We start from the raw sequence: 24,546 nt of genomic DNA, 5'->3' as shown, positions 1-24,546 counted from the left end.
CGACAATTATCACGAAAACTTGCAATAAAATATGAGATTAATGTGAAAATTTATTCTTACAGTATTTATAGTAAAAGGAACAAGCTATAACGGCAGTAACATTTATCACGTTTAGATAGTGGCAATTTAAAGAAAGATCATTTGTTCAATAAATTGTTGAAAATTTTTGTGAAAAATTAGTGAAAATTACTATACTACTTTCCCAAATACAAAAAAATCCTTCCAAAATTGGAAGGAGCTAAATTTCTTTTCTTTGAAAATATATAAATCCCGATAGGAAAAACAAGATAAAACTTCCCAATATGACAAGCAGCAATGTCTCCATCGTTACATTCATTGCTCCAAATCCATCCTGTCCTGTTGGAACCATTGCTAAAAATGGCTGTGCCCACGGATAAAATGGACCATATTTTTCTGAGTTTACCACTAACATATTTGGCAGTGTAAATATAACATTAATAGCTAATGGAGCAGCAAAACTTGACCATGCAACAGATACAAAGATTTGCAGAGCAGCAAGCGGAAGGCAGGCAATCAATCCTCCTAACGAGCTTATTGCTATCGTCTTCCAAGGAATCGCTTCTTCGAACCCTTTTAATTGTCCAACAAGCAATACTCCTGATGCAAATAGAAGCTGTGTGATAGCAAGCAGGCCAATGACGATCAGGAATTTAGCGATAAAAACATTGCCTCGGGAGACAGGCATCGCAAGCAGCTGCTTCCAGCCTCCTCCAATATGCTCATACCGGCAAATAAAGGCTGAAAAAACACCAGTTAGCAATGGCAAAAATAAGAGAGCATGTATAAATGCCATATAAGTGACCGCCATCTCCCATTTATGTGGGATATCCTCCACGGATTCACCAAGGCCAACTAAAAAGGATAGAGCAGGACTAATAAAAATTAACAGCCATATGGCTGATTTTCTCAGTTTTAAAAACTCAGACCTCAATACCTTTCCCATTACTTCACATCCTTTCTTGCAAAATCAAGCAAACCAATCAAGTAAACGGCCAATCCGCAAGCAAGTCCAAAAATGACGGAATACAAAGGATCATCCCAGCCATTATTTAATGATGGCCATTTCCAAGGCATCCAATCAGGGAACCGAAAGGACATCAAAGATAGAATCGTACCAACAATTCCGATAACCAAAGGGATGGCTTGATTTTTCATTGTGACGGAAAGCCAGATTTGCAGGGCGATAAAAGGCATAGCCGCAAGATAAGGATAGTAAGACATTTTAAGCAAAGAAAGCAACGGGAGGTCTGTTCCAAATTTAAGAAAGATACCGAGTACAATAATCCCTGCTAACAAAAACGTGCTTGATACAAAAAGCAAAAGGGCTGTTAAGACAAACTTCCCGGTGAAAACCTGCAGCTTTGAAACAGGCAATGCAAGAAGCTGCTTCCATGCATTTGTTTGATGCTCAATGTTAGAAATCATCGACGCAATAAGCGTCAGCCCAAGCATAAGGGCAGGAATGGCTAAATAGTTTGCCTCGCCTATCAGTCCCGCCCATAAATCCTTTTCATGAACCTTTGTTAAATAGTCATACCGAAGCCCAAAGTTAACAGCTTCGAGTGCTACAACACCGAAAGGGCCAAGAAATATCAAAAACCAAATCATCTTTCTTTTTATCTTGATAAAGTCCGAAGCTAGAATGCTCAGCATTACAGACTCCCCTCCCCGCCAGTAAGCTCCAGGAAAATATCTTCAAGCGATTTTTTCTCTTCCTGGACTCTGTACACAGAGAAGTCGTCATGAACAAGGTCACTAATCACAGCAGAAATTTCTTCATCCGATGTATGAGGAAGATATATTTGATTGTTATCCATTTCTGCCTGCCTCCCTTTTGAGAGAAGCTTTCTCCATGCAAGCTCTGTTTGATCTACTTTAATAGCAATTTTACTTTGTGCTCTTTGTCTAAGCGTTTCAATAGAGTCTTGAAAAATCATTTTTCCTTTTGAAATGATCCCAACCTGGGTTGCCATCTGTTCCATTTCTGATAATAAATGGCTTGATACGAGAATCGTCATGCCATGTTCTTTTGGCATACTTTTAATGAGTTCTCTTATTTCAAGGATACCTGAAGGATCAAGTCCATTTGTTGGTTCATCCAAGATAAGCAGCTCAGGATTCCCTAAAAGTGCAGCTGCAATCCCTAATCTTTGCTTCATTCCTAATGAAAATCCTTTAACTGGTCTCTTCGCCTCATTCGATAATCTTACAATCGAAAGCACTTCATTAATTCTTGATTTAGGCACATCGAGCAGAATACGAATAGCCTCCAAATTCTCGTACGCATTTAAATGTCCGTAATAGGATGGATACTCTACTAAAGAACCTACTCTTCTTAAAACATTGAGTTTTTCGTTTTTCATATCCTTTCCAAATATATGAATAGACCCTTTTGTCGGTTTGGCTAATCCAAGAAGCATCCGAATCGTAGTTGTTTTCCCTGCTCCATTGGGACCAAGGAACCCGTAGATTTCTCCTTTTTTTATTTTGAGATCAATATTCTCTACCGCATATCTCTTCGAAAATTTCTTCGTTAATTGATTTGTTTCAATAATAAATTCACTCATCTCCATCACCTCGGTATCCATCATAACCAGCCTTGGTTAAAACGAAGGGCAACGAAGTTTAAAATTCGTTTAAAAACCTCATGTTTTTTCCATTTTTAATATTTATCAGCCAATTTCAGTCCTTTATCAGCCAATTCTACTAATTTATCAGCCAATTTCGTGTGTTTATCAGCCAATTCTGACCTCTTATCAACCAATAAAAAAAAGCCAACATATAGCCAGCTCTTTTCTATCATTTACACATTATTCGAATCATTGTTCCCTGCTCGCCTGTTTCCGTTTCCCACTTAAGCTTCATGTCCTTTAACATCAGAGAAACGATGGAAAGCCCAATTCCTGCACCTTTTTCAATCGATTCCCCTCTCATTCCTGGACCATGGTCTTCAATAATGATCTGCTGAAGATGAGCATCGATCTGCACACCAATATACGCACCTTTACGTGCATGCCGATAAATATTTTGGTAAAAATTATCTAACACACGTTCCATCCTTTGCGGATCAACCTCCCAATAAAAGGTCTCTTCCGGAAACTCCACATGCATTTGAAAACCTGCTCCTTCAAAAACTGGGTACCACGACGCAAAAGATGTCTTTACTAAGCGGACCATATCTGTCCTCTCTGGATAATACGGATACTTTCCTGTTGTTAATAATGTATAAGAAAGGAGGTTTTCAATTAGCTGCCCTAGATAGCCAATTTTATTGTCGATTAAATCGAGTGATTCTTTGCCTTTATTACTCAATTCTTCTTTCTTCAAGCTGAAGGCATGCCCTCTAATCGTTGTTAACGGTGTTCTTAAATCATGTGATAAATTTGCAATTAGCTGTCTTCTAAGCATTTCTTCTTCCTTCTCACGGATTCGGCTGATTTCAAGCTGATGAATCATTTCATTAAAGGAAACTTCGAGCTGCCCAATTTCATCCCTTTTATCAACACTGATTGAATCCGGAATGCCGCTATCTGTTGGATTGGACATAGCCTGCTGAAGCCGTAAAAGGCGCTTTCTAATTTTGTAAAAGAAAATCCATGAGATAAATATAAAGATTGCTAATACAGCTACTACAGCAAGCATAATTGCATAGCTGTACCGTTCCTGCAAACTTTGTCCAGTAGATAGCATAGCTGAACGCGGGACTTGAAGAACCATAAATCCCTCATCCTTTTTCGTGCCAATTAAAGCCACGACTGTAAACGGATCAACCTCTAATCCGCGATTTTTTTTCATATAATCAATCGTAAAGGCTTGTGACCATGTTGCTGGAACAGAAATGTTTTCAGGCAGCCTTTCTCTCGTCTGCCCCGTTTCATCTACCCAAAATATCGATGCCTCAGTATACTCATTTTTTATTTCCCTTAGCCTTTCGTTTATTTGTATATCAGAAGCACCAGCCAGGCTTCGTGCCTCTTCATGCCACATCGTTTCTAAATCCGTGCCATTTTGATATTTATTCGGCTCCTCATTAGTAAAATAGGCATTCATAAATAACATGGAAATAAATAAAAAGGAAATCGGCACGATCATGATAGCGAAAAGGATAATTAATAGATACTGATTTAATAGTGAGTTTTTCAGTTTCATTGCTTCACCCTATAGCCAATTCCTCTGATTGTTTCTATTATTTCAGGTGCACTTGGGTTTGTTTCTATTTTTTCACGAAGATAGCGAATATGAACCATCAAGGTTTTGTCGCCTTCCATGTACTGCTCCCCCCATACGGATTCATAGATCTGCTCCTTTGTTAGAATCTGGTTTGGGTGCTTAATAAAATGCATAAAAATCTGATACTGCTTGCCAGTTAAAATAATTTCCTCTCCATTCCGCTGATCAATAATCGTATTTTCGGAAAGATTCACACATAAATGACCTAGCTTTATCTCATTTGAAACCGATAGACCAGATCTTCTTAACAATACCTCAATTCTTGCAGCGAGCTCATCTGGATGAAAGGGCTTTGTTACATAATCATCAGCGAATTGTAAGCCTTGCAGCTTATCATCTACAGCTGTACGTGCCGAGAGCATTAGTATCGGGACATATGGTGCCTCTTTTTTAATCCGCTGTCCGACAGTAAAGCCGTCAAGTCCAGGAAGCATCACATCTAATATGACAAGATCACTATTGATAACTGCTTTTTCAGCTCCTTCGCCTGTTTTCAGCCATTGGACGTTAAATCCTCTCTGCACTAGATCCTCCTGCACCCAGCTGCCAATTTCTAAATCATCTTCTATGTATAGTATTCTTCTCATTTTTATCACCTACGTTTATAATAGAGAATAGCAATTGGGAATAAAAGCCTTTTGAATTAAAGTTTCTCGTAAAAGTGATTATTGTTATAATAGAAAAAACAATGCCATCTTATTTAATGAAGCAATACTTCAAGGAGGAATTTGCAAATGACGATGAAAAAAGTCTTAACTATTGCTGGATCTGACACAAGCGGAGGCGCAGGTATCCAGGCTGACTTAAAAACATTCCAGGAACTAGGTGTTTATGGAATGACGGCTCTTACAACCATTGTAACAATGGATCCAAAAAACAACTGGAATCATAATGTCTTTCCAATTGCCCTTGATACATTAGAAACACAAATAGAAACCGTCTTATCCACAGGAATCGATGCAATGAAAACAGGCATGCTTGGTTCGGTTGAAATTATCGAACTTGCTGCTAAAGTGATAGACGAAAATAAATTAGATCGGGTAGTTATTGATCCTGTATTAGTTTGTAAAGGAGAAGATGAGGTGCTTCACCCGGAAACAGCGGAAGCATTACGAACGATTCTTGTTCCCCGTGCAACGGTTGTCACCCCTAACCTCTTTGAAGCATGGCAATTGGCTCAAACGGGACCGATCAAAACCGTTGATGATATGAAAGAAGCAGCTGTAAAAATTCATGAGCTTGGTGCAAAGTATGTCCTTATTAAAGGCGGGAGCAAGCTGCAGCATGAAAAAGCTGTGGATCTTTTATATGATGGAAAAGAATTTAAACTGTTTGAAAGCGATCGAATTGATACTACTTACACTCATGGCGCAGGCTGCACGTATTCATCAGCCATTACTGCAGAATTAGCAAAAGGGAAAACAGTGGTAGAAGCAGTGGAAATTGCAAAGGATTTCATTACAGCTGCTATAAGCCATGGATTTAAATTAAATGAGTATGTTGGACCAACGATGCATGGGGCATATCGCCGCTTTGGTGCAGGCCGCTTGGAAGAAGAACAGCTTAATTCATAAACAGAGCCCAGCGGCTCTGTTTTCTTTTAACGTACAAGAAAGCACTCTAAAGTTAGAGAATTGTCTAGCTCCATCGCCTATCGCCTATCAAACTTCAGGTCCCCTCCCTGCGATAAGTCAACATCGAATCGCTATCGCTCTTCGTGTTTCCTTTATCTCAGTCGCGGCCCTTCCAGTTTGTACGGCGATAACCAAGGCGATTGCGCTTTTCTAGTAAGCATGAATTTCGCTTTTCCATTCCTTTTTTAGTAAAATAAAAATTGAAATTGAGATAGAAATGGGAATAACGTACGAAGAAGGTGGATTAGGATGGAACCGGTAATTATTGATCACGTACAAAAAGAATTGGATCGCTTTGCCCAAAAGGAAGTGTATATCCATTTAGAAACAACGAACGGGGCATATGCTTCTCATTTCGATGAGTCCTTTTTCTCTTCAGGTGCATATATACGAAATGCACTTTTACAATATGAGCATGGGAAAATAACAGGAAACGGACCTTTTCGTGTTGGTCTGAAAATGAGCTTTGGCTGGGTGTACGCGGAAGGAATTACCCATTTTGAAGTGGATGATAAAGGAAGGCTGCTATTAGCCGGACATGACTTTAGCGGCAAACTGGCAGTCTCTTTGCAATTAAGCGAACAGCCCTTTTAGGGTTTATCGGAACATAAAGTGAAAGAAAGGAGAATAGACATGGAAAAAGAAAGACATGTATTAGTCGTCTTCCCTCATCCAGATGACGAAGCATTTGGTGTTTCAGGAACCATTGCATCCTATACAAAGAGTGGGATCCCTGTAACATATGCTTGCCTGACACTTGGAGAAATGGGCAGAAACATGGGAAATCCTCCGTTTGCTACGAGGGAAACCTTGCCGGAAATTAGAAAAAAAGAGCTGCAGGACGCTGCAAATGTCCTTGGCATCAACGATTTACGCATGCTCGGCTATCGGGATAAAACAGTAGAGTTTGAAGATGAAGCTGTATTAGCAGCCCATATGGGATCAATTATTGAGGAAGTAAAGCCTTCTTTAATTATTACGTTTTATCCAGGCTATGCCGTACATCCTGACCATGATGCAACCGGTGCAGCAGTCATTAAAGCTGTAAAAGCTATGCCTGAAAACAACCGTCCGAAGGTTCATTGTGTTGCCTTTTCTAATAATTGCGAAGAGGAGATCGGGCAAGCAGACATTGTTAACAATGTAAGTGATGTTGCTGATTTAAAGCTTGCTGCCATTAAAGCGCATGTTTCACAAACACAGCTGATGGCGGCAGAAATGGAAGAAAAGCTAAAAAATCAAGATCCGGCAGTTATGGCACGGATTCATAATGAGCGTTTTTGGACCTATAAGTTCTAATAAAAAAGGCAGTTTTTCACTTTGAATTTGTGAAACACTGCCTTTTCTTATGGGATTTTTGCACAACTTGCAATTTATTTTGCAAAGTCAGCCTGATTTTTGCAAAAAAGAATTATTTTTGCAACTTCTAGATCCTTTTTTGCAAATAATGAATTATTTTTGCAATAGCCAGCATTATTCTTGTAAATCGCTAGTCTCTTTATTTTCCGACTCTAGCATATTTTTTAAATTCTCAAGCTGGTAGCCGTCTTCTTGCTTGACCATCTTGACAATCATCGGCCTTGTTAATTTCATCCGTAAACCGCTTGTTTTTATTAATGCCTCAAGCTCGACTTGTGTTCCTTCCTCAATTTCATGGAAAACATATTTATACTCAACGATTAATCCATTCGAATTGCTTCTTGACGTAAAAGTACGGTTCTCCTCATATTGAATATATTCAACATCAGCAAAGATTTCCTTTCCTCTAACCAACCGCGTTTCCTTAAACTTAGTCCCTTTTCCAATCTCTCCTTCTGTTAACTTTTCCATTTTTGCAACAATGGGCATGACCTCATGGACATTTTCCATGCCTGCCATATATTGAAATACTTCTTTCACTGGTTTATGAATGATCACACTAGAACGAAAGTCAGCCATAATTACACCTCTATTAAGTACATGCTTTTTTCTTTATTATAACAAAAAACAGAATTCTTTCTCATAGAATCCTGTTTTAGAGATTTATAATTTTTGATGAAAAAGGGAACAGAATTTACACCAATCAGTGATGACAATAGTTTTCCCTTTAATTTCGATTATTCCATCTTTTTTAAGCTTTGAAAATACTCTGCTGACACTTTCTCTAGATGTGCCTACTAAGGTGGAAAACTCTTGAACAGTAATTGGGAGCTCAATATACATTTTATTGCAGCGATTCGCTCCAAATTTATCAGCTAGCCGCTCGAGCGTTCGAATCGTTTTCATATAAACGTCCAGAAGGGCAATATCTCTTAAGATCGATGTCATATCTCGAAGCTGTTCACTCATATATCGGATAATCTGGACAGACATTTCTGGGGATAAGATTAATTCTTGCTCTAAATCTTCAGTATTTAGGAAGTACACTTCCCCTTCCTGAATCATTGTTGCTGTTGCCGGGTAGCACATGCCTTCTGCATTAAACAAGCAAGCTTCTGCAAAAATTTCCCCCTTTTTCTTAATACAAGTAATGATCTCATTCCCATGTTCATCCTGCTTCGTTAACTTCACAATACCTGAGTACACAAAGAAAACACCCTGAGCCTCTTCATACTCAGAAATAATTTGCTCACCTTTCTTATACGCCTTTTTTACAATCCGTTTATCAATTAACTGAACCGATTGCTTTGGGAGGTTTTTAAACACTTCAATTTGACCTAAGAACTCTTCAATATCTGGCTGCTGAGCTGCATTTGGGTTGTTCATGTTCATTTCCCACCTTATCAAGTATTTCATATTTATATTTATTCTATCTGAGCTTATGGATGTTGAATGTGACATTTTTCACATGATCACCCCACATCCACTTTCTCATAAAAGAGCTCCAATACTGGATTTGTATTAGTAAATGTATGATTTAATGGCGTTTTTTGATCCTTTTGGTTTTCAATCGTCACAAATTCTTCACTCCCCAGTCACAGAACCTCCACAGCAGAACAATTTAAATGTGAATTTAATCACATATCACCTCTCCCCCCAACGATAGGATAATAATGTAAAAACATACAAAAAGGAGGGAACAACTTGAAAAAGCCTTTTATTATTTTTGTCATTAGCGCTCTAATCGGCTTAGGGCTTGGTTATTTAGTATTTGATGTAATAGCACCTGGTCAATCACAAACAGATGTTGCTTTAAATGATGAGAAAGACTCAAAGCCTTCTGATACTCCTAAAGAAGAAGACACTAGCAAAACGGATGATACAACAGCTGTTTCTGGTGATAACATTCTCCAGACTAAAGGATGTCTAGGCTGTCACGCAGTAAATGGGTTAAACCTCGAGGGTGGTGCAACTGGTCCAGATTTATCTCAAGCATTTAATAATGTTGAGGGGAAACATGGCAAGCCGCTTGCTGAATTTTTAAAAGAGCCTACTTCAGCTGTTATGTCTAGCGTTATTGGCGGGAACCCATTAACAGATGAAGAAATTAGCCAAATTGTGGACGCTCTTAAAAAGGCTGCGGAATAATATTTTATCCTCTTAAAGAACTAAAAAAATACATAAAGGCGGTGCAATGATTAATGAAAAATTGGATTCCTGCTACAACAGGTCTAGTTGCTGGTGTATTGGCAGCAACAGTATTTTTTGCAGATTTTTCATCTGGGCCATCTGGATCTGCAACTAATGAAAACGCAAATAAAACGAACGCAGAAAAGGTTTACGTCCCATATGGAGAACACGATGATTATTATATGCTTTCTTCTGGGGGACACTCCGGTCAACTATTTGTATATGGAGTACCTTCAATGAGGAAACTCCGGACTGTACCAGTTTTCACACCAGATCCAGCTACAGGGTATGGATTCGACGATGCCACTAAGAAAATGTTAGGCGGTTATACATGGGGTGACTTCCACCACCCAGCAATATCTGAGACAGATGCTGAATATGATGGAAAGTTTGTATTTGCTAATGATGTTGCCAATAACCGAATAGCTGCTGTCGATTTAAAAACATTTCATACCGCAGATATTATGAGCCTGCCTAATATGGGTGGCCCTCATGCAGGTACATTCGTCACACAAAATACTGAATATATTGTTATGCCGACTCGTTTTTCTAGACCACTTGGCGGTGATTATGCATCACTAGACCAATTTGAAGAGAAATATAAAGGAATCGTTTCAATGGTTAAATTTGATCAGGATAAAAAGAAGTTTGATTTAGGGTATCAAATTATGCTTCCGCCTTGGTCCTACGATCTATCCGATGCAGGCAAAAAGGTTTCCGGCGATTGGATTGTCATGACAACATATAATACTGAATTTGCAACAACTAACCTAGAAATTAATGCTTCACAAAACGACCGTGACTACATTGTATTGCTTAATTGGAAGGAACTTGAGAAAAAGGTTGCTGATGGCCAATTCGAGGAAATTAACGGTGCAAAAGTGATTGACCCAACAAAAGTTAAAGGATCGATTTATGCAATTCCAGTAGCTAAGTCCCCGCATGGAGTGGACTTTACACCTGATGGAACAAGATTCATTGCTTCTGGTAAACTTGCTCCGCTAATGACTGTTTTCTCCTTTGAAAAAGCTATGGAAGCAGTTAAAAATGAGGATTTTACGGATGAGAAATTCGGTATTCCTGTTCTTCCATATGATAAGGTGATGGAACGTGAGGTTGACCCTCCAGGAGCATTAGGTCCACTTCATACCCAATATGACGACAAAGGAAATGCCTATAATACGATGTTTATTTCTTCAGAAGTGATTAAATGGAAAGTTGACACTGGTGAGGTTATAGATCGAACTCCTATCCACTATTCACCAGGACACTCTTCTGCTGCTGAAGGGGATACGGCTTCTCCAGATGGGAACTGGCTTGTATCATTAAATAAAATTGCAAAGGATGCTTTCCTATCAGTAGGACCTTCACATCCCGAATCTATGGAATTAATCGATATTTCCAAAGATAAAATGGAACTGGTTTATACAAATCCAGTAGATCCTGAACCGCATTATGCACAGATTATTAAAGCCGACAAAATTAAAACCATACCAATTTATGAAAAAGATGAAAAACGCCCTAATTCTGTATGGAGCCAGGAAGAAACAAGGATTGAAAGAAAAGGCAATGAAGTCCATGTATACGGGATTGCCATGCGTTCAAAATTCATATTCGATGCAAAATCAAAACGCCCGGATGAACTCACTGTAAAACAAGGTGATAAAGTCTTTATTCATTTGACAAACATTGACCTTGACCAGGATATAACCCATGGGTTTGGCATTATGGACTATAACTTGAATTATGAGGTTCAGCCAGGACAAACAAATACATTGGAATTTACAGCTGACAAAGCAGGCACTTTCCCTATTTACTGTACAAACTTCTGTTCAGCACTGCATCAAGAAATGAGCGGATATTTATTAGTTGAACCTAAATAGAACATTGTAACTATCAAACTATAATTTACTTTTTGGAGGGTATTGGTACATAACAAACAATACCCTCCTAAATTTGACACCATTAAGAATCTATAAAAAATGGAAGTTAAAAATATAGGAGTTGAAAGGCATGTCTAAGAAGCTCTCAATTGGTTCGATGCTTAGTTTAATCATGGCGGCAGCCCTTTTAGTTACCTCCATGTTTTTCCCTTGGTGGGGAATGAAATTTTATGCACCACAATATCCTGAAGGTCTCGATATTATCGTTTACCCTTACACATTAGCTGGGGACATCGATATTGTTAATGGGTTAAATCACTATATTGGCATGACGGAATTTAGCAATGAAAGTTTCCCTGAACTCCCATATATGAAATACCTTGTTATTGGTCTAGCTGTCATTATTTTATTGATAGGATTACTTCGAAGAAAGAACCTTCTTTATGTCGGGATTGGTTTATTCGCTATCGGAGGTATCCTTGGTATTTACGATATGAAAAGATGGCTGAAGAAATTTGGCACTGAGCTTGATCCAAAAGCACCCATTGAATTAGACCCTTTTGTACCGCCAATTATCGGGGAAAATACCATCGCTAATTTTGTGACTAACAGTTATTTCACAACAGGTGCGTTTATACTTGGGGCTGCTTTTATTTGTACCCTTATTCCATTGTGGCTGGAGCGAAAGAAATGAGGTATTTCGTTTTATTGTTTGTTGGAATAGGAATCTGGACATTTGCCTATTCCCCTGTCTCTGCCGCTGCTCCCTTGCAGCAACTGATTGATGATACTCCGATCAATGGCATATTAACACTCGAAGAGGAAAAGTATGATGGAAATATTAAAATCAATAAGCCAATAACAATAATTGGAAAGGGAAACACAGTCATACGCGGAGATGGAGAAGGCAATGTTGTAACAATTGATGCTTCAAACGTTACACTGAAAAATTTGACGATTGAGCACGGAAGTTTAAGCAGAAGCTCAGATGAAGAGTTTTCTGGTATTCGTGCAAGGGGAGATTATCATCAATTCGTTAACATTGTTATTCACGATGTTTACCATGGATTGTTCCTGAATAAAGCAAATCACGCAAAAGTAAAAAATGTTTCAGTGACTGGACAAGGAACTGGAAAGCTTGGCAGCCAAGGAAATGGAATTCAGCTTATTCGTTCTTCCGATATTACCATTGAAGATTCATTCATCACTCAATCGAGAGATGGCATCTTTTTCGAATTTGCAGATCGAGTAGAAGTGAAAGATACCTTTGTAAGCAGGACCCGTTACGGTCTTCATTATATGTACTCAAATAACAACAAGTTTATAAATAATCGCTTCATTAAAAATACGGGCGGTGCAGCTATTATGCACTCGCAAGGAATAATTTTGGAAGGCAATCAATTTTCCTTCAATCAAGGGTCCCGTTCGTTTGGTCTAATCATTCAAACAAGTGAAGATAATATCATTAAAAATAATGAATTTTACCTAAACCAGCGTGGAATATACTTGGAACAATCGAATCAAAATCAAATCATTGGGAATAAATTTTTCCATAATGATATTGGCATTGAATTGTGGTCTTCCTCATCTAATCAGACATTTACAGGTAACCACTTTAAACAAAACGTGGCTCATGTACTAGCTGTTGGCGGAGAGGCTACAAATCATTGGTATCATAACGATCGCGGAAATTACTGGGGAAACGAACGATCAGGTTTTGATTTAGATCAAAACGGTATTGGTGATTCACCCATTGAGTATAAATCTTCTTTATATAAGTTAGTTGACGAAAATGAGCTTGCTTATCTATTTTTGAAAAGCCCATCCATTGGTATCTATGAAAAAATTAATGAAGTAATGAATACCCAGGATGTAATGGTCAAAGATCAATTCCCATTAATAGAAAAACAAAAACGTCAATCACCTAGTTGGCTGCTGCCAATACTATTTTCCATTCCAATACTTTTGATTGGTATGTATCAATTTTATAAATTTAGAAGGAGCCGTTGACAATGAATTACATTTGGAAGGAGTGGCATGAACAATCGCGTGGAAAAGGTTTATGGCTGGGGCTTGCAATGGTAATGCTTACCTCCATATTTTTATTAGTAGAGGCTCGTTCTTATCCAGATGAATTGGGATTTGATGCCTTTCTCCTTTCCCTTCATGGTATGAATGTTTATCTCATTCCGATTTTTGGTCTCTTTCTGTCATCTTTTTCAATTTTTCAGGAAAGAGAGTTAAAAACATCGATGATTCTTTTAACAAAGAAAGAATCCTATCGGACGCTATTATTTAAAAAGAGTCTAGCCATTCATTTTGTTATTGTGGTTGTTTTTGTCGTTTGGTATTTTGTTCTAGCCATTTTTATGAAATGGTTCCTGCAATTCCACCTGGCTAGCTTTCTATTTTTTTTAGGAACTGTGATTATTCTATTGCTCATTTTCAACCAGATTGGATTATTCCTCGGAAGTGTTTGTAATACAAAAATGCAGCTGATTGGAGCCGTGATTTTCACTTGGTTCTTCTTTATTTTTCTTATTGATCTTGTATTTTTGCAGTATGTCTCATCTGTTTCCTATGAAAATGTAAAGCTGTTTTCCTGGTTATATTTTTTAGATCCAATCCATACGCTTCAACTCTTTTTAGAGACATCGTTAGGACTGTTTTCCTTAAATAATATGTCCCGTTTAATGGAGAAGATGATTTGGATGGAACCATGGAAGTTTCTTCTAATCGATATTGGCTTATGGATGGTCATTTTCTTCGAGATGTCCATTCTGCTGAGGCGCAAGGGGGAGAAATCATGATTGAAATAACCGGGCTTTATCAATCCTATAAAGATAAAGATGTATTAAAAAATATAAATTTAATCATTGAAAAAAATGAACATTGCGCATTAGTTGGACGAAATGGTGCTGGCAAATCAACATTAATCCATTCTATGCTTGGTCTGCTTCCAGTAAAAAAAGGAACCATTCAATTAGGCGGATATTCGCACAAAAGAGGGGAATGGAAAAAAATAGTTTCCTATTTACCTGAAAAATTCCATCTTTATCCGCATCTGACAGGGGAAGAAAATATGCGATTCTTTGCTTCTCTTTGTTCAAAACAAATTGATGCAGAGAAAATGGAGGAAAAGCTGAAGCTTGTTTCTTTATGGGACGACCGCCATCATCAAATTAAAGGCTATTCAAAAGGGATGCTGCAGCGTCTTGGTCTAGGAGTGATGCTTTATTACGATACTGATATTTTAATCCTAGATGAGCCGACAAGCGGACTAGATCCAATTGGCCGTAAAGAAGTACTGGATATCCTTAAATCCTTATCAGGAAAAACCATATTAATGTCCTCACACCATATGGATGAAATAAAACAGACTTGTACAAATGTTGCCTTTCTAAATGAAGGAACAATTATTAAATATACTGTCGATGACTTTATGAAAAACCATTTGCAGGAGGTTGGAAAAAAATGAGGAAGCTTTTTTCTATAATGACACTATTACTTATCCTTCTAACAGGCTGCAGTTCTGGCTCTAATTATGAAATCTCTATAGAAACACCCCCAACGTATAATGGGGAAAGTGAATCACCCATTATTTTCAAAGTATCCGAAGATGGAAAACCAGTAGAGGGATTGGAAGTCGTTGCCTATCTCGAAATGGCGAAGATGGACCATGGTGAAATCCATGTAGAATTTCAAGATAAAGGAAGCGGTCTATACGAATCGAGTGTAGAGTTACCAATGGCAGGGGAATGGATTGCCAATATCGAAGTGGAAAAAGATGGAGAATCCTTTGAAGAGGCAATTATATTTGATGTTGATGAGGAATGAGAGCATGTGTAAAAAAAGATTGTTCACTATCTTGCTAATTATAAATGTGTGCAGCTTTCTAGCTGGCTGCCAGATAAATACTTCCTCAAATCCGAGCGAAGAGAAAAAAAGTGAAACCGAAAACGAAGATGTGAGTTTGGAAAAGCTAACAAATGAAGACAAAGTTGTTACAATTAATGGAATTGCCCACACATATGCTGACCTTAAATTTTTTGAGTTAATGAGTAAAGTTGAGATTGAATTGAATCGGCTTCAAGACCAGCAAAGCCTTACAGGTAAGAAATTAGAAGACAAACTTAAATACTGGGATGAACAAATCAAATATCATGATAATTATAATGTCAATCTATCCAAAATGATTGAACAGTACTCCATGTCTCTTCTTGCAGAGGAAAAAGATCTAAAAGTAGACGAACAAAATTTACAAAAAAAGATCGATGACTTTACACAAAAGGTAGATCAAGCAGAATTAGCTAAGAAGCTAATAGAATCTATCTCATCAGACGAATATAATACTCAATTAAATACTTACTTTCAACAAAGAATTTTAACAGAGGAAATTTATAATATACTGAAAGAAGATGTTAAAAAGGAGAATCCAGATGCGGCAGAACAAGAAATATCCTATTTAACTGATAAGAAGTACGAAGAGCTCTACATGTCACAAATAGAATCATTAAATTTAACTATTGAATCACCCTAGATAGATCAGACATTGAATGTGGCAAAGTTGAGTTACTCGCACACAAGCAGTGGAAATATAAAAAACGAGTGTTAGCCTTATCCAAAGTGATAGGGCTTTTTGTTTTCTCTTACTCTTCGTGTTTAGCTTTTTTACAAATATTGATATACTAGCACAATATGTTATTAAAAATTTGGAGGTTTTTATGCACGAGTATTTTGCATTTGCCTTACTTGGGTTTACTTCATTCTTTACTCTTATAAATCCTCTTGGTGTTATGCCTATTTATCTCTCGATGACATCTGATTTAGATAAAGAGATGAAGAAACGCACAGCAAGAAAGGCAACGATTGTTTCTTTTCTTATTCTTGTTTTGTTTGCAGTAACAGGACAGCTTATTTTCAAGTTTTTTGGGATTACAATCAACAGCCTTAAGGTCGTTGGCGGTGTCATTTTCTTTCTTATGGGGCAGGATATGCTTCAAGCAAGGCTTGTTCGGGCTAAAATCAGTGAAAAAGAGGTTAATAGCTACACAAATGATATATCCATCACACCTCTTGCCATCCCTATGATTTGCGGACCCGGGGCGATTACGAACGCAATTCTCATGATGGATACGGCAGAAAGCTTCGTATTTCAAGGACTCTTAATTATTATCATTTCCATTGTCTGTTTTGTAACCTATCTCATTTTAGTAAACTCAACGCGTATTTATAATCTTTTAGGAGAAACCGGAAACAATATTTTAATGCGATTAATGGGGCTGATCGTTATGGTTATTGCTGTTGAATTTATTGTAAACGGACTCACTCCAATTATTCGAACGATCCTGAAAATAGAATAATATCTAAAGACAAAACTAATTCTATTTTTAAATATAAGGACCCTTCTATCAGATGAAATGAGGGTGGTAACCTTATTTTTATTCAAAAGTATGTAAAGCCGGCGAAAATTTACTCGTCGTAAGATTTCACCGGCTTTATCTTCTTAGATATGGGTTTGTCCCAACCTCTTATGAATGGGATTTTTCGTTTCCTTTCCCATGGTCTTTCTTATTTTCATTGCCTCTATTTTGGCCGTTATGTTTCTTTTCATTTGCTTGTTGTTTATCATCTTGCTTTTCTTGAACTTTTTGCTTTTTAGCAGCACCTGTTGCCTTACTTTCAGTACGTTTTTCTGCAGCCTTAGCCTTTGCTTCTTCTTTCTTAGCTAATCCTGGAGCAACAACAGCAGTTTCTTTAGTTTCTTCTGTAACTTCAGTCTCAGCTTGTTCATCTTTTACTGGTTCTTCTACCGCTGTTTCCTCTGCTGCTTCTTCTACTACTGTTTCTTCAGTTTCTGCTTCTTCAACTGCTGTTTCCTTTGTTGCTTCTTCTACTGAGGTTTCTTCTGTTGCCGCAGCTTCATTATCTGCTGCTTCCTCAACTGCTTTATCATCAACAGTAGTTTCAACTGCGAATTTTTCTGCTTTTGCTTCAAGCTTTGCAAGTTTTTTGTCTAATTTCGCAAAAGACTTTTGAATATTTTTCATTAATGCTAATTGAGCTTTCGGGTTTTTAACATGTGACAATGCCGCAGCTAATGCATCAATGTTTTGAGCAAGTTTGACTTCTACTTCATCTTCTGTCTTTTCATCTTCTGCCGCAACTTCTTTGCCTTCCGTTGTTTCTGCTGGTGCTTCCGTGTCTTCAGCTGCCTGATCTTCAGTTACTTCAGTTTCATCCGCAGCTTCCTCCGTCACTTCTGTATCTTCACCAGCAATTTCTTCTGATTCTGCTAGACTGTCAGTAGCTTCCTTTTGAGTAGCAATTGCCTCTTCTAAAAGTGATGTTGCCTCATCAGTTTTGCCCTCTGCAAGCAAAGCATTTGCTTCCGCAATACGCTCAGCAGCAAAATCAGCTAAAAGACGAGCTTCCTTATAATCATCAACTGTGACAGCAAGTCTTACTTTTTCCATCATCGTTTTTACAAAGTAGAAGAAATCTCCAGGAACCAAATCCGGTACCTCTTCTTGCTTTTGATCCGTTTCTTCTGTTGTTTCTGTGCCATCTTCTTCAGTAACAGGATTTTCTTCAGTTGACTCTTCCTCTGTTGCAACTTCCTCATCCACAGCCACTTCTTCTGCAGTAGCTTCTTCATCAGCTGGATTTTCTTCTATCGCTGCTGCTTCATCGTTTACATCAGCATTAACTGCTTCTTCTGTATCTGTTGTGACTGGATTAACTGCATTCTCATTTGCATATGCAGCGCCAGTTCCTAAAGTAGAAAGAAGAAGTGCTGATGCTGCTGCACCGCTTAGTAGTGATTTTTTAATTTTCATAGATGTTTCCCTCCTGATCTGATTTTCAATATACCCTTCGACAAAAGCAGACAGGTTTGTGGCGGTAAATCTGAAAAAAATTTATATAATTTCTCGAAATTTGAAATGTAAATTATTTTACAGCAAGACAAAACCTGCGTACAAAGTATTCAGCAATTCAAAAATATAGAGAAGTTTTCCATAGCTTCGCTAAATACACATTGTTCCATATGCACTAGCTCTTTATAGTTGATCTTGTATACCTCGCTCACTTAATTCACCACGTTTTCCAAAAATCAAAGTTCTCCGGCGGAGCCATTCATTGCCACTTTTTTTGTTTAAACCACCTTATACGCGGCGAAGTCATACTTCATAAGAGATATAATCTTACAAAAAAGATCTTTTTTTAGTTTTGAAAACGAACCTAATTTATCTATGATTGGTCGAGTTTTCCGGACCGATTGCCTCTTGCACTCAACCGTTTGCAAAAAATAAGAAAATAACCGAACCTTTTTCTAATAGAGAGACAATATAGTGTGTAAGCTGCTTACTCAGGAGGGCCCTCTGAATGCAAAGTGAATATATGTACCAATTACTCACAAAAATGAAAGCTGGGGATCAACAGGCATTTCATACGATATATAATGCAACCTATCAGGATGTCTACCGGACAGTCTGCTTTATGGTGGATCATCCGCAGGATCGAGAAGATGTCATGAATGAGATCTATATGCAAATGTGGACCTCACTTTCTAACTACGATACGAACCGTCCTTTCCACTTTTGGCTACACGGATTGGTAATCCGTCAAGTGCAAAGATTTCGGGTCAAGAGCTGGCGGAGATTCCGAATTTTTGAACGCATCCGTGGCTTCTCACAGGAAGAGTCTCATTGGGATCAACCTGCAGTGTTGACAGATGGGACAAACCAATTGATATCGCAAGCACTCCAAAAACTGACCGACAAACAGCGAGCGGTAATTATCCTCCGCTTTTATCACGACTATACTCTTGAGGAAATCGCGACATTGCTCGATATTCCGCTGGGTACGGTCAAGTCCAGATATCATGCGGCACTTCAGTCGCTTCGAAAAAATAAAAGGATTCTCCCCCCGGAAAGGATGGAAAAGATCAATGACTATTGAACGCAAAATCCGTGAACATCTGCACAAACAGGCAGAAACTATGGAGTGCCCTACGGCCATTTCCAAACGAGTAGAACATTCATATTCTCAATATTTGCAACGAAAAAGGAGAGAAAAAACCATGAAAAAACGATTAATTGGCGGCATAGCTGCTGCTGCAATTTTGATACCAACCGCTGCATTTGCGGCCCCTCCCCTGATTGAAATGCTTACAAGAACACCAATGACCGCTGAACAAGTCAAGGTGGATGAGGTCGGCGAAGCAACACTTGAAAAGCTGTATAGCGCATTTCCTGAAACAAAATCGTTTGAGATTATTGATGCAAGCTACGTTCAAGGTGTCCAAACAAGCATCATCCTGCAGGAAAAAGGCGGAACCAGCAAAAAGCTTACCCTTCATACAAACAGTATTACGGGTGAGATTGAACACGTGAATCAAGAGAATTGGGAGCCTAAAGAGAAGCCACTCATTACTTTAACTGATCAGGAAATCAAGGCGAAGGCAGATACTCTCATTGAAAAAATGTATGGCAACATCGAAGAGTACGAGTTTACTATGGAGCAAATGGAGAACCCGGATCAAAAAACATTTATGTTGAATTACATTAAAAAGGGATCAAAAACACCATTCTACCAGGTATTTGTTCAGGACAATACAATCAGTGTTTCTCTTATCGGAGGTGAGACAACAACTTCAAACATTCAAGTAGAAGGTTTCTTCTCATTAAATGGGAAGCCTGATTATACTGCTGATGCCTTTATAAATGATGAAAAACTCTTTTCTTTACTAAAAATGAACCCGACAGAATTAAAACAAGAATTAGCAAAAGGGAAATCTGTTGTGGAGATTGCAGCATCTAAAAATGTCTCTAAACAACAAGTGATTGACGTGATTGCAAAAACACAGGCTGAAAGTCAAATTCAAGCTGAGCAAGATGGAGAGATTCCTAAAAATAATCAACCAACGGAACAATTATTAAAAGCGATTGAACCGAAAGTATTACAAGTTATCGAACACAAAACTTAAACACCATGGTAGACTTAACAAGTCAATGTGAATGTGGCTGGCAAAACATCGCTTGAGAAGCTGTATAGTGGTAATCCCGAAACTTTCATTTTAAATATAGATATGGGGCAACGGTAATAACCAGATAAGTTTGCCCTATATCCCTTTGATGTTCTAATTATAACAATGAGTGGAGGATCCTTCTTGGGGCAGCATCAAGGAATGAGGATTTTCAATAATAAGGAAATTACAATAAAGCAAAGCCCAAGTTCTCAGAATAAAACTGAGAACTTGGGCTTTGTTCTTTCTTCAAAAAAGCGTCTGATCGTTTGCAAATTTCTTATATACATCATTCCCTTTTATACTTGCTGAATTTTAGTTTTATTATTACTGTTAATGACCAAGTTAACAATTAGCCATACAACTTGAATGATTACCGGGAATATAAACGCGATTAATAAAACGATAAATGAAGCTAATTTTGCCTCAAGCGTTTGAATAGCACCTGCGCCATCAACCTCCCTTAGCCAAACGAAGGCTGTACCTGCTACAAAAATGGCAGCCCAAAAAGTGTTAGCAATCCACCAAAATAGCCATAGCTTTTTCATATTCTCACTCCATATCTTTCTTCATAATTATTGAAAGTAAACCAATATTGAAATTTTTATTTTATATACATTCGTCCGCTGCTTCCTTTATATTCCTATCTTACTGTGCGAATGAAATCCTGTTAATGGACCTGAGCTATATTTTAAGCTAGGGCTTGAGATGTATAAAACTCAGCTGTTTCCTTCATTGTCATTTCACAATATGGCCTTACACAAAGAAAGAGTGCAATTCTTGCTGCAGAATTGCACCCTTTCTTTGTGTAAGAAGTTCATTTCTTTCATTTCATTTTTCTCAATTGGTTTATTACTTTTATTAACATAAACCTAACTCCTTTTCTTTCATAGGAAAAGTCATTAAACGTACCAATTATATAAGTTTCTAGCTTTGGGTGATAAAACATATATGCTCCTGTAGCACCTGCATGTCCCCAAGCATTAAATATTTTTGGCATGAGCAGTGGAACTGTTTTAAATTGCATAATGCCATAACCATACTCAATTCCTACACCATACTTCGCTTTATCGTTCATCATCTTTTCAAGTGTTTCCTTTTTCACTAATTGATAGGATACTAACGCTTTCATAAATTTCAGCATATCTTCTCCTGTAGATACTACACCACCGCCAGCATAGTCTAGACCCGCATATCCTTTGTGATTTGTTATGCTGGTTTTATTAACATAAAAGTCTGCTACATGCTGGGTATCTTGGTCTAATGGATGAGAATAGTGCAGTACAGATGAATTCATCATACCTAGGGGCTGAAAAATATATTGTTTCATCACTTCATGAAAAGGGATACTTGTTATTTTTTCTATAATTAATCCTAATAGATGATAGTTTGTATCGGTGTATTTAAAACCGTTTCCGGGAGGAAAATGAGGTTTTTGATGTGTTTTTGCCCAAATGATTGCTTCTTGTGGGGTTATATTAAAGTCTGGATCATCTAGAACTTTTTGCAGTAATGGGCGGAAATTATCATACAAACCAGACGTTTGATTTAGGAGATGTTTAATTAAAATGTCATTCGTATAATCCTTTCCTTTATAAACATGAAGGTCTTTGACTAATTCTCGATCTAAATATTTGATAATACCGTCTTCGAATGATAATTGACCATTTTCATATAAAATACTAATCAATACTGACGTGAATATTTTTCCTACGCTTGCCATATAAGCTGGCTGTTTTGGATTCATTGCCCCTTCTGCAATATTTAAATGGATGCCTTTCTTTTCTGAATGAATTAGTAAAAATGCACTCTTTAAATTTTTGTCTTTTTGTACTTGTTTTATGAATGACTTTTCAATTGAACGGATACCTTTTTCACTTTGTTTTGTTTGCACAGACATCCCCCATTATTTGATATTCATTAACCTTCCACGTTGCTGAAGTTCAAAAACTCATTGTCTTCAATATAATTATGATTATTCTGCAATTTATTTTTTCAGTACTATTGCTCAGATCTTCAATCTTCAACAATCCGTCCCGATTATGGAACAAGAAAAAATCCTGTATATCCACACAGGATTTTTAATCAGCCTTTATTTTCTACATCTGCTTGGAAAAGAACATGCCTTTTCTTAAAGTTCAGCTAGCGGGATTTGATAAAGCTTGTCATCCTTCTCCAGAGGAGTGCCGCGTCCATCCGTATTATTGCTGACAAAATAAAGGAATTCGTCCTTTATATACACATCTCGAATTCGGCCGAGACCGGTAATTACTTCTCGCATCTTCTTCGATTTTAAATCAAATTCTAACACGACATTGCCCCTCAGAGCAGCAACGTATAGCTTCCCTTCATAAAATGCCATGCCAGAAGGTGCCCATGTGGAGCTGTCACCTGAAGTAAACAAAGGGGTCTCCATCCCCTCTTTGCCCTCTTTTCCTACAATTATCGGCCAGCCGTAATTATGACCTTGCTGAATGAGATTCACTTCATCATTTGCTGAGGGCCCATGCTCACTTTCGTATAGCGTCCCGTCTAGTGCCCATGTCAGTCCTTGTGGGTTTCGATGTCCATAGCTATACACGTATGACTCTTTTATAGGATTATCGTCAGGAATCGTCCCATCAAGATTCATTCTCAAAATTTTCCCGCCTAGAGATTGGATGTCCTGTGCAATCTCTGGTTCATAGGATGCATCACCAGTTGTGGCATAAAGTTTGTTATCTGGTCCTATCTCAAGTCTTCCCCCGTGATGAAACTGACCGCTTGGTATTCGGTCCATTAGAAGCTTTGTTTCCTTCCAAGTTCCATTGTCTAGCTTTAAAAGGATGATTCGGTTATACTGACTTGAGCCGTCCGTATATGTATAATAGGCAAATGCTTCTTTTGTTTTGGAAAAATCAGGTGACAATACAAAACCTAACAGTCCTGCCTCTGCAGCGGTTGCCAATGGCTTCTCAAGAACTGCCTTCTGACGTTCCGTTCTGCCATCTTCTATTCTCACAATATGCCCCGGTCTTTCGGACAGATAGAAGATGCCTTCACTTTGATCAATCGACCAAGGAATTTGCAGCTCATCTGCAATCACTTCCGGTTCCTTATAAGGAAGGCTGGCTTCTCGATCCTCTTCCAATCCCCTCTCTTCTGTTTTTGAACAGCCCGCTCCAACCATAGCACATAAAATGATCAAGCCAGATAATACACGCTTCATTCCTTTTCTCCTTCTAAAACATCCCAGATTGCTTTAGCAACTCCGCTTTCCTCATTTGTAAGTGTAACTTTATCACACTGTGTCTTAATGTTCTCATCTGCATTCCCCATTGCAACGGATAAGCCAGCCAGCTTGAACATGGAAAGATCATTGTAATTATCCCCAATCGCCATCGTGTCTTTCATTTCAATCCCATTTGCTTGCGCAAACTTTTTAAGTGCAATTCCTTTTTGGGCGTTTATGCTTGTCAGCTCTAGATTTTCCTCTCCAGATGAAGAGACCGCTAAGCCTTCTGTCTTTAATAACTCCTTCTTTGCACTAGATAAAATGTCTTGTTCAAAAGAAAAGGCTAATAATTTATAGATTTGATGTTCATCATTATTAAAAAGCAGATCATAGCTCTCCACTTTATGTACAAGCCCTTTAGTAATTCTCTTCTCCGCCACTTTCACTACTTCATTCATATCCGCCTCTGGGTTTGCACTCATATAGATGTCAACCATAATCGAAACAGCCTTATCCTCGTCCAATGTATATGTTCCGTTATTTGTATATACCTCATAATAAAGTTTATTCCTGTCAAGAATATCAGCAATCTTTCTAGCTGTGGGTTTATTTAATGAATTGGTCGCAATAATGTCTTTATGTACAGATCGTACCTCCGCTCCATTTGCACATATCATCGGACAAGTTAAGCCGGCTTCATCTAAGACAAAGCTAGCTTCTGTATACGATCTTCCTGTTGCAATAACCACCTCTACTCCTTTGGATTGAGCCCTACGAATGGCTTCAAGGTTTTCAGGTGTAATCTGCTGAGCAGCTGTTAAAAGTGTTCCATCCATGTCAATCGCAATGCATTTAATCATGTTTTCACCTTTTTCTTTTTAATATATTTCACTTAAAACATGAGGCTATTTTGCAAACACTACTGATTAACTACTTAGTGGTGGTAGAGGTGGATTTCCGCTCCGGGATGCTCGCTCCAATCACCAG

Annotated in this window: 26 protein-coding genes; 14 read left to right on the top strand and 12 right to left on the bottom strand. The window is 38.0% G+C overall.

All coding sequences use genetic code 11. The features are described from left to right. Positions 1–238: 238 nt before the first annotated feature. From C1726_RS13010 to C1726_RS12990, 5 genes are all read right to left on the bottom strand, one after another. A complete protein-coding gene (locus tag C1726_RS13010) occupies positions 239–964 on the bottom strand; it encodes an ABC transporter permease (RefSeq protein WP_102273554.1) in 726 nt (241 codons plus the stop codon). After that, on the bottom strand, positions 964–1,674 hold the full coding sequence (locus C1726_RS13005) for an ABC transporter permease (RefSeq protein WP_102273553.1): 711 nt from the start codon (positions 1,672–1,674) through the stop codon (positions 964–966). Before C1726_RS13005 ends, C1726_RS13010 begins: the two co-directional genes overlap by 1 nt. Further along, on the bottom strand, positions 1,674–2,588 hold the full coding sequence (locus C1726_RS13000) for an ABC transporter ATP-binding protein (RefSeq protein ID WP_102273552.1): 915 nt from the start codon (positions 2,586–2,588) through the stop codon (positions 1,674–1,676). Before C1726_RS13000 ends, C1726_RS13005 begins: the two co-directional genes overlap by 1 nt. A 232-nt stretch (positions 2,589–2,820) precedes the next feature. Further along, positions 2,821–4,170, bottom strand: a complete 1,350-nt coding sequence (locus C1726_RS12995; protein ID WP_102273551.1) for a sensor histidine kinase — start codon at positions 4,168–4,170, stop codon at positions 2,821–2,823. Next, positions 4,167–4,838 carry a response regulator transcription factor gene (locus C1726_RS12990; protein WP_102273550.1) on the bottom strand — a complete coding sequence of 224 codons (672 nt, stop codon included), beginning with the start codon at positions 4,836–4,838 and terminating at the stop codon, positions 4,167–4,169. The genes C1726_RS12995 and C1726_RS12990 overlap by 4 nt, the downstream gene beginning before the upstream one ends. Positions 4,839–4,985: 147 nt before the next feature. On the opposite strand from C1726_RS12990, the gene pdxK reads away from it, so the two are divergent. The 3 genes from pdxK to bshB2 all read left to right on the top strand — a co-directional run bounded on the left by pdxK (position 4,986) and on the right by bshB2 (position 7,184). Then, positions 4,986–5,825, top strand: a complete 840-nt coding sequence (gene pdxK / locus C1726_RS12985) for a pyridoxine/pyridoxal/pyridoxamine kinase (protein ID WP_102273549.1) — start codon at positions 4,986–4,988, stop codon at positions 5,823–5,825. Positions 5,826–6,134: 309 nt separating this feature from the next. Continuing rightward, positions 6,135–6,479 carry a YojF family protein gene (locus C1726_RS12980; protein ID WP_102273548.1) on the top strand — a complete coding sequence of 115 codons (345 nt, stop codon included), beginning with the start codon at positions 6,135–6,137 and terminating at the stop codon, positions 6,477–6,479. A gap of 39 nt (positions 6,480–6,518) precedes the next feature. After that, on the top strand, positions 6,519–7,184 hold the full coding sequence (bshB2, locus tag C1726_RS12975) for a bacillithiol biosynthesis deacetylase BshB2 (protein ID WP_102273547.1): 666 nt from the start codon (positions 6,519–6,521) through the stop codon (positions 7,182–7,184). A 174-nt stretch (positions 7,185–7,358) separates the two neighbouring features. Here the strand turns inward: bshB2 and C1726_RS12970 are convergent, their stop codons facing one another. After that, entirely contained in the window at positions 7,359–7,823 is a 465-nt protein-coding gene (locus C1726_RS12970; RefSeq protein WP_102273546.1) for an SRPBCC family protein, read from the bottom strand. An 84-nt stretch (positions 7,824–7,907) separates the two neighbouring features. After that, positions 7,908–8,630, bottom strand: coding sequence for a Crp/Fnr family transcriptional regulator (locus C1726_RS12965; protein WP_102273545.1), 723 nt, complete (start codon positions 8,628–8,630; stop codon positions 7,908–7,910). Positions 8,631–8,948: 318 nt separating this feature from the next. Between C1726_RS12965 and C1726_RS12960 the strand changes: the two genes are divergently transcribed. The 9 genes from C1726_RS12960 (at position 8,949) to C1726_RS12920 (ending at position 16,680) form a co-directional block, all read left to right on the top strand. Continuing rightward, the gene (locus tag C1726_RS12960; RefSeq protein WP_102273544.1) at positions 8,949–9,392 is read left to right on the top strand and encodes a c-type cytochrome; all 444 of its coding nucleotides are present in this window, start codon (positions 8,949–8,951) and stop codon (positions 9,390–9,392) included. Positions 9,393–9,445: 53 nt separating this feature from the next. After that, complete coding sequence (gene nosZ / locus C1726_RS12955) at positions 9,446–11,317, top strand: Sec-dependent nitrous-oxide reductase (RefSeq protein WP_102273543.1); 1,872 nt, start codon at positions 9,446–9,448, stop codon at positions 11,315–11,317. 130 nt (positions 11,318–11,447) lie between these two features. After that, positions 11,448–12,011, top strand: coding sequence for a hypothetical protein (locus tag C1726_RS12950; protein WP_102273542.1), 564 nt, complete (start codon positions 11,448–11,450; stop codon positions 12,009–12,011). After that, on the top strand, positions 12,008–13,327 hold the full coding sequence (nosD, locus tag C1726_RS12945; protein WP_102273541.1) for a nitrous oxide reductase family maturation protein NosD: 1,320 nt from the start codon (positions 12,008–12,010) through the stop codon (positions 13,325–13,327). Before C1726_RS12950 ends, nosD begins: the two co-directional genes overlap by 4 nt. 2 nt (positions 13,328–13,329) lie before the next feature. Next, the gene (locus C1726_RS12940; protein ID WP_102273540.1) at positions 13,330–14,127 is read left to right on the top strand and encodes an ABC transporter permease subunit; all 798 of its coding nucleotides are present in this window, start codon (positions 13,330–13,332) and stop codon (positions 14,125–14,127) included. Then, positions 14,124–14,795 (top strand): ABC transporter ATP-binding protein, encoded by a 672-nt coding sequence (locus tag C1726_RS12935; RefSeq protein WP_102273539.1) that lies wholly within the window; start codon positions 14,124–14,126, stop codon positions 14,793–14,795. The genes C1726_RS12940 and C1726_RS12935 overlap by 4 nt, the downstream gene beginning before the upstream one ends. Next, positions 14,792–15,154, top strand: a complete 363-nt coding sequence (locus C1726_RS12930; RefSeq protein ID WP_102273538.1) for a FixH family protein — start codon at positions 14,792–14,794, stop codon at positions 15,152–15,154. Before C1726_RS12935 ends, C1726_RS12930 begins: the two co-directional genes overlap by 4 nt. A 4-nt stretch (positions 15,155–15,158) precedes the next feature. Further along, a complete protein-coding gene (locus tag C1726_RS12925; RefSeq protein ID WP_142385086.1) occupies positions 15,159–15,857 on the top strand; it encodes a hypothetical protein in 699 nt (232 codons plus the stop codon). 184 nt (positions 15,858–16,041) lie between these two features. Next, a complete protein-coding gene (locus C1726_RS12920) occupies positions 16,042–16,680 on the top strand; it encodes a MarC family protein (protein WP_102273536.1) in 639 nt (212 codons plus the stop codon). A 168-nt stretch (positions 16,681–16,848) separates the two neighbouring features. Here the strand turns inward: C1726_RS12920 and C1726_RS12915 are convergent, their stop codons facing one another. Then, positions 16,849–18,156 (bottom strand): DUF5667 domain-containing protein, encoded by a 1,308-nt coding sequence (locus C1726_RS12915; protein WP_102273535.1) that lies wholly within the window; start codon positions 18,154–18,156, stop codon positions 16,849–16,851. Positions 18,157–18,703: 547 nt separating this feature from the next. Here C1726_RS12915 and C1726_RS12910 point away from each other — a divergent pair. Together C1726_RS12910 and C1726_RS12905 are read left to right on the top strand one after the other, a co-directional pair. Continuing rightward, complete coding sequence (locus tag C1726_RS12910) at positions 18,704–19,279, top strand: sigma-70 family RNA polymerase sigma factor (protein WP_102273534.1); 576 nt, start codon at positions 18,704–18,706, stop codon at positions 19,277–19,279. Further along, positions 19,269–20,306: a hypothetical protein gene (locus C1726_RS12905; protein WP_180968183.1), complete on the top strand. Its 1,038-nt coding sequence runs from the start codon at positions 19,269–19,271 to the stop codon at positions 20,304–20,306. Before C1726_RS12910 ends, C1726_RS12905 begins: the two co-directional genes overlap by 11 nt. A gap of 338 nt (positions 20,307–20,644) precedes the next feature. On the opposite strand, the gene C1726_RS12900 is transcribed toward C1726_RS12905, so the two are convergent. The 4 genes from C1726_RS12900 to C1726_RS12885 form a co-directional block, all read right to left on the bottom strand. Then, a complete protein-coding gene (locus tag C1726_RS12900) occupies positions 20,645–20,893 on the bottom strand; it encodes a DUF3923 family protein (protein ID WP_102273533.1) in 249 nt (82 codons plus the stop codon). A gap of 278 nt (positions 20,894–21,171) precedes the next feature. Continuing rightward, positions 21,172–22,245 carry a serine hydrolase domain-containing protein gene (locus tag C1726_RS12895; RefSeq protein ID WP_235822773.1) on the bottom strand — a complete coding sequence of 358 codons (1,074 nt, stop codon included), beginning with the start codon at positions 22,243–22,245 and terminating at the stop codon, positions 21,172–21,174. A gap of 231 nt (positions 22,246–22,476) precedes the next feature. Next, positions 22,477–23,553, bottom strand: a complete 1,077-nt coding sequence (locus C1726_RS12890) for a PQQ-dependent sugar dehydrogenase (RefSeq protein WP_102273531.1) — start codon at positions 23,551–23,553, stop codon at positions 22,477–22,479. Beyond that, positions 23,550–24,419: a Cof-type HAD-IIB family hydrolase gene (locus C1726_RS12885; RefSeq protein ID WP_102273530.1), complete on the bottom strand. Its 870-nt coding sequence runs from the start codon at positions 24,417–24,419 to the stop codon at positions 23,550–23,552. Before C1726_RS12885 ends, C1726_RS12890 begins: the two co-directional genes overlap by 4 nt. Between the last annotated feature and the right edge of the window lie 127 nt (positions 24,420–24,546).

The organism is Cytobacillus massiliigabonensis (genome assembly GCF_900199725.1).
Taxonomy (GTDB): domain Bacteria; phylum Bacillota; class Bacilli; order Bacillales; family Cytobacillaceae; genus Cytobacillus; species Cytobacillus massiliigabonensis.
The sequence above is the reverse complement of the archived record's forward strand: the minus strand, read 5'-3'. Positions and strand labels throughout refer to the sequence as shown.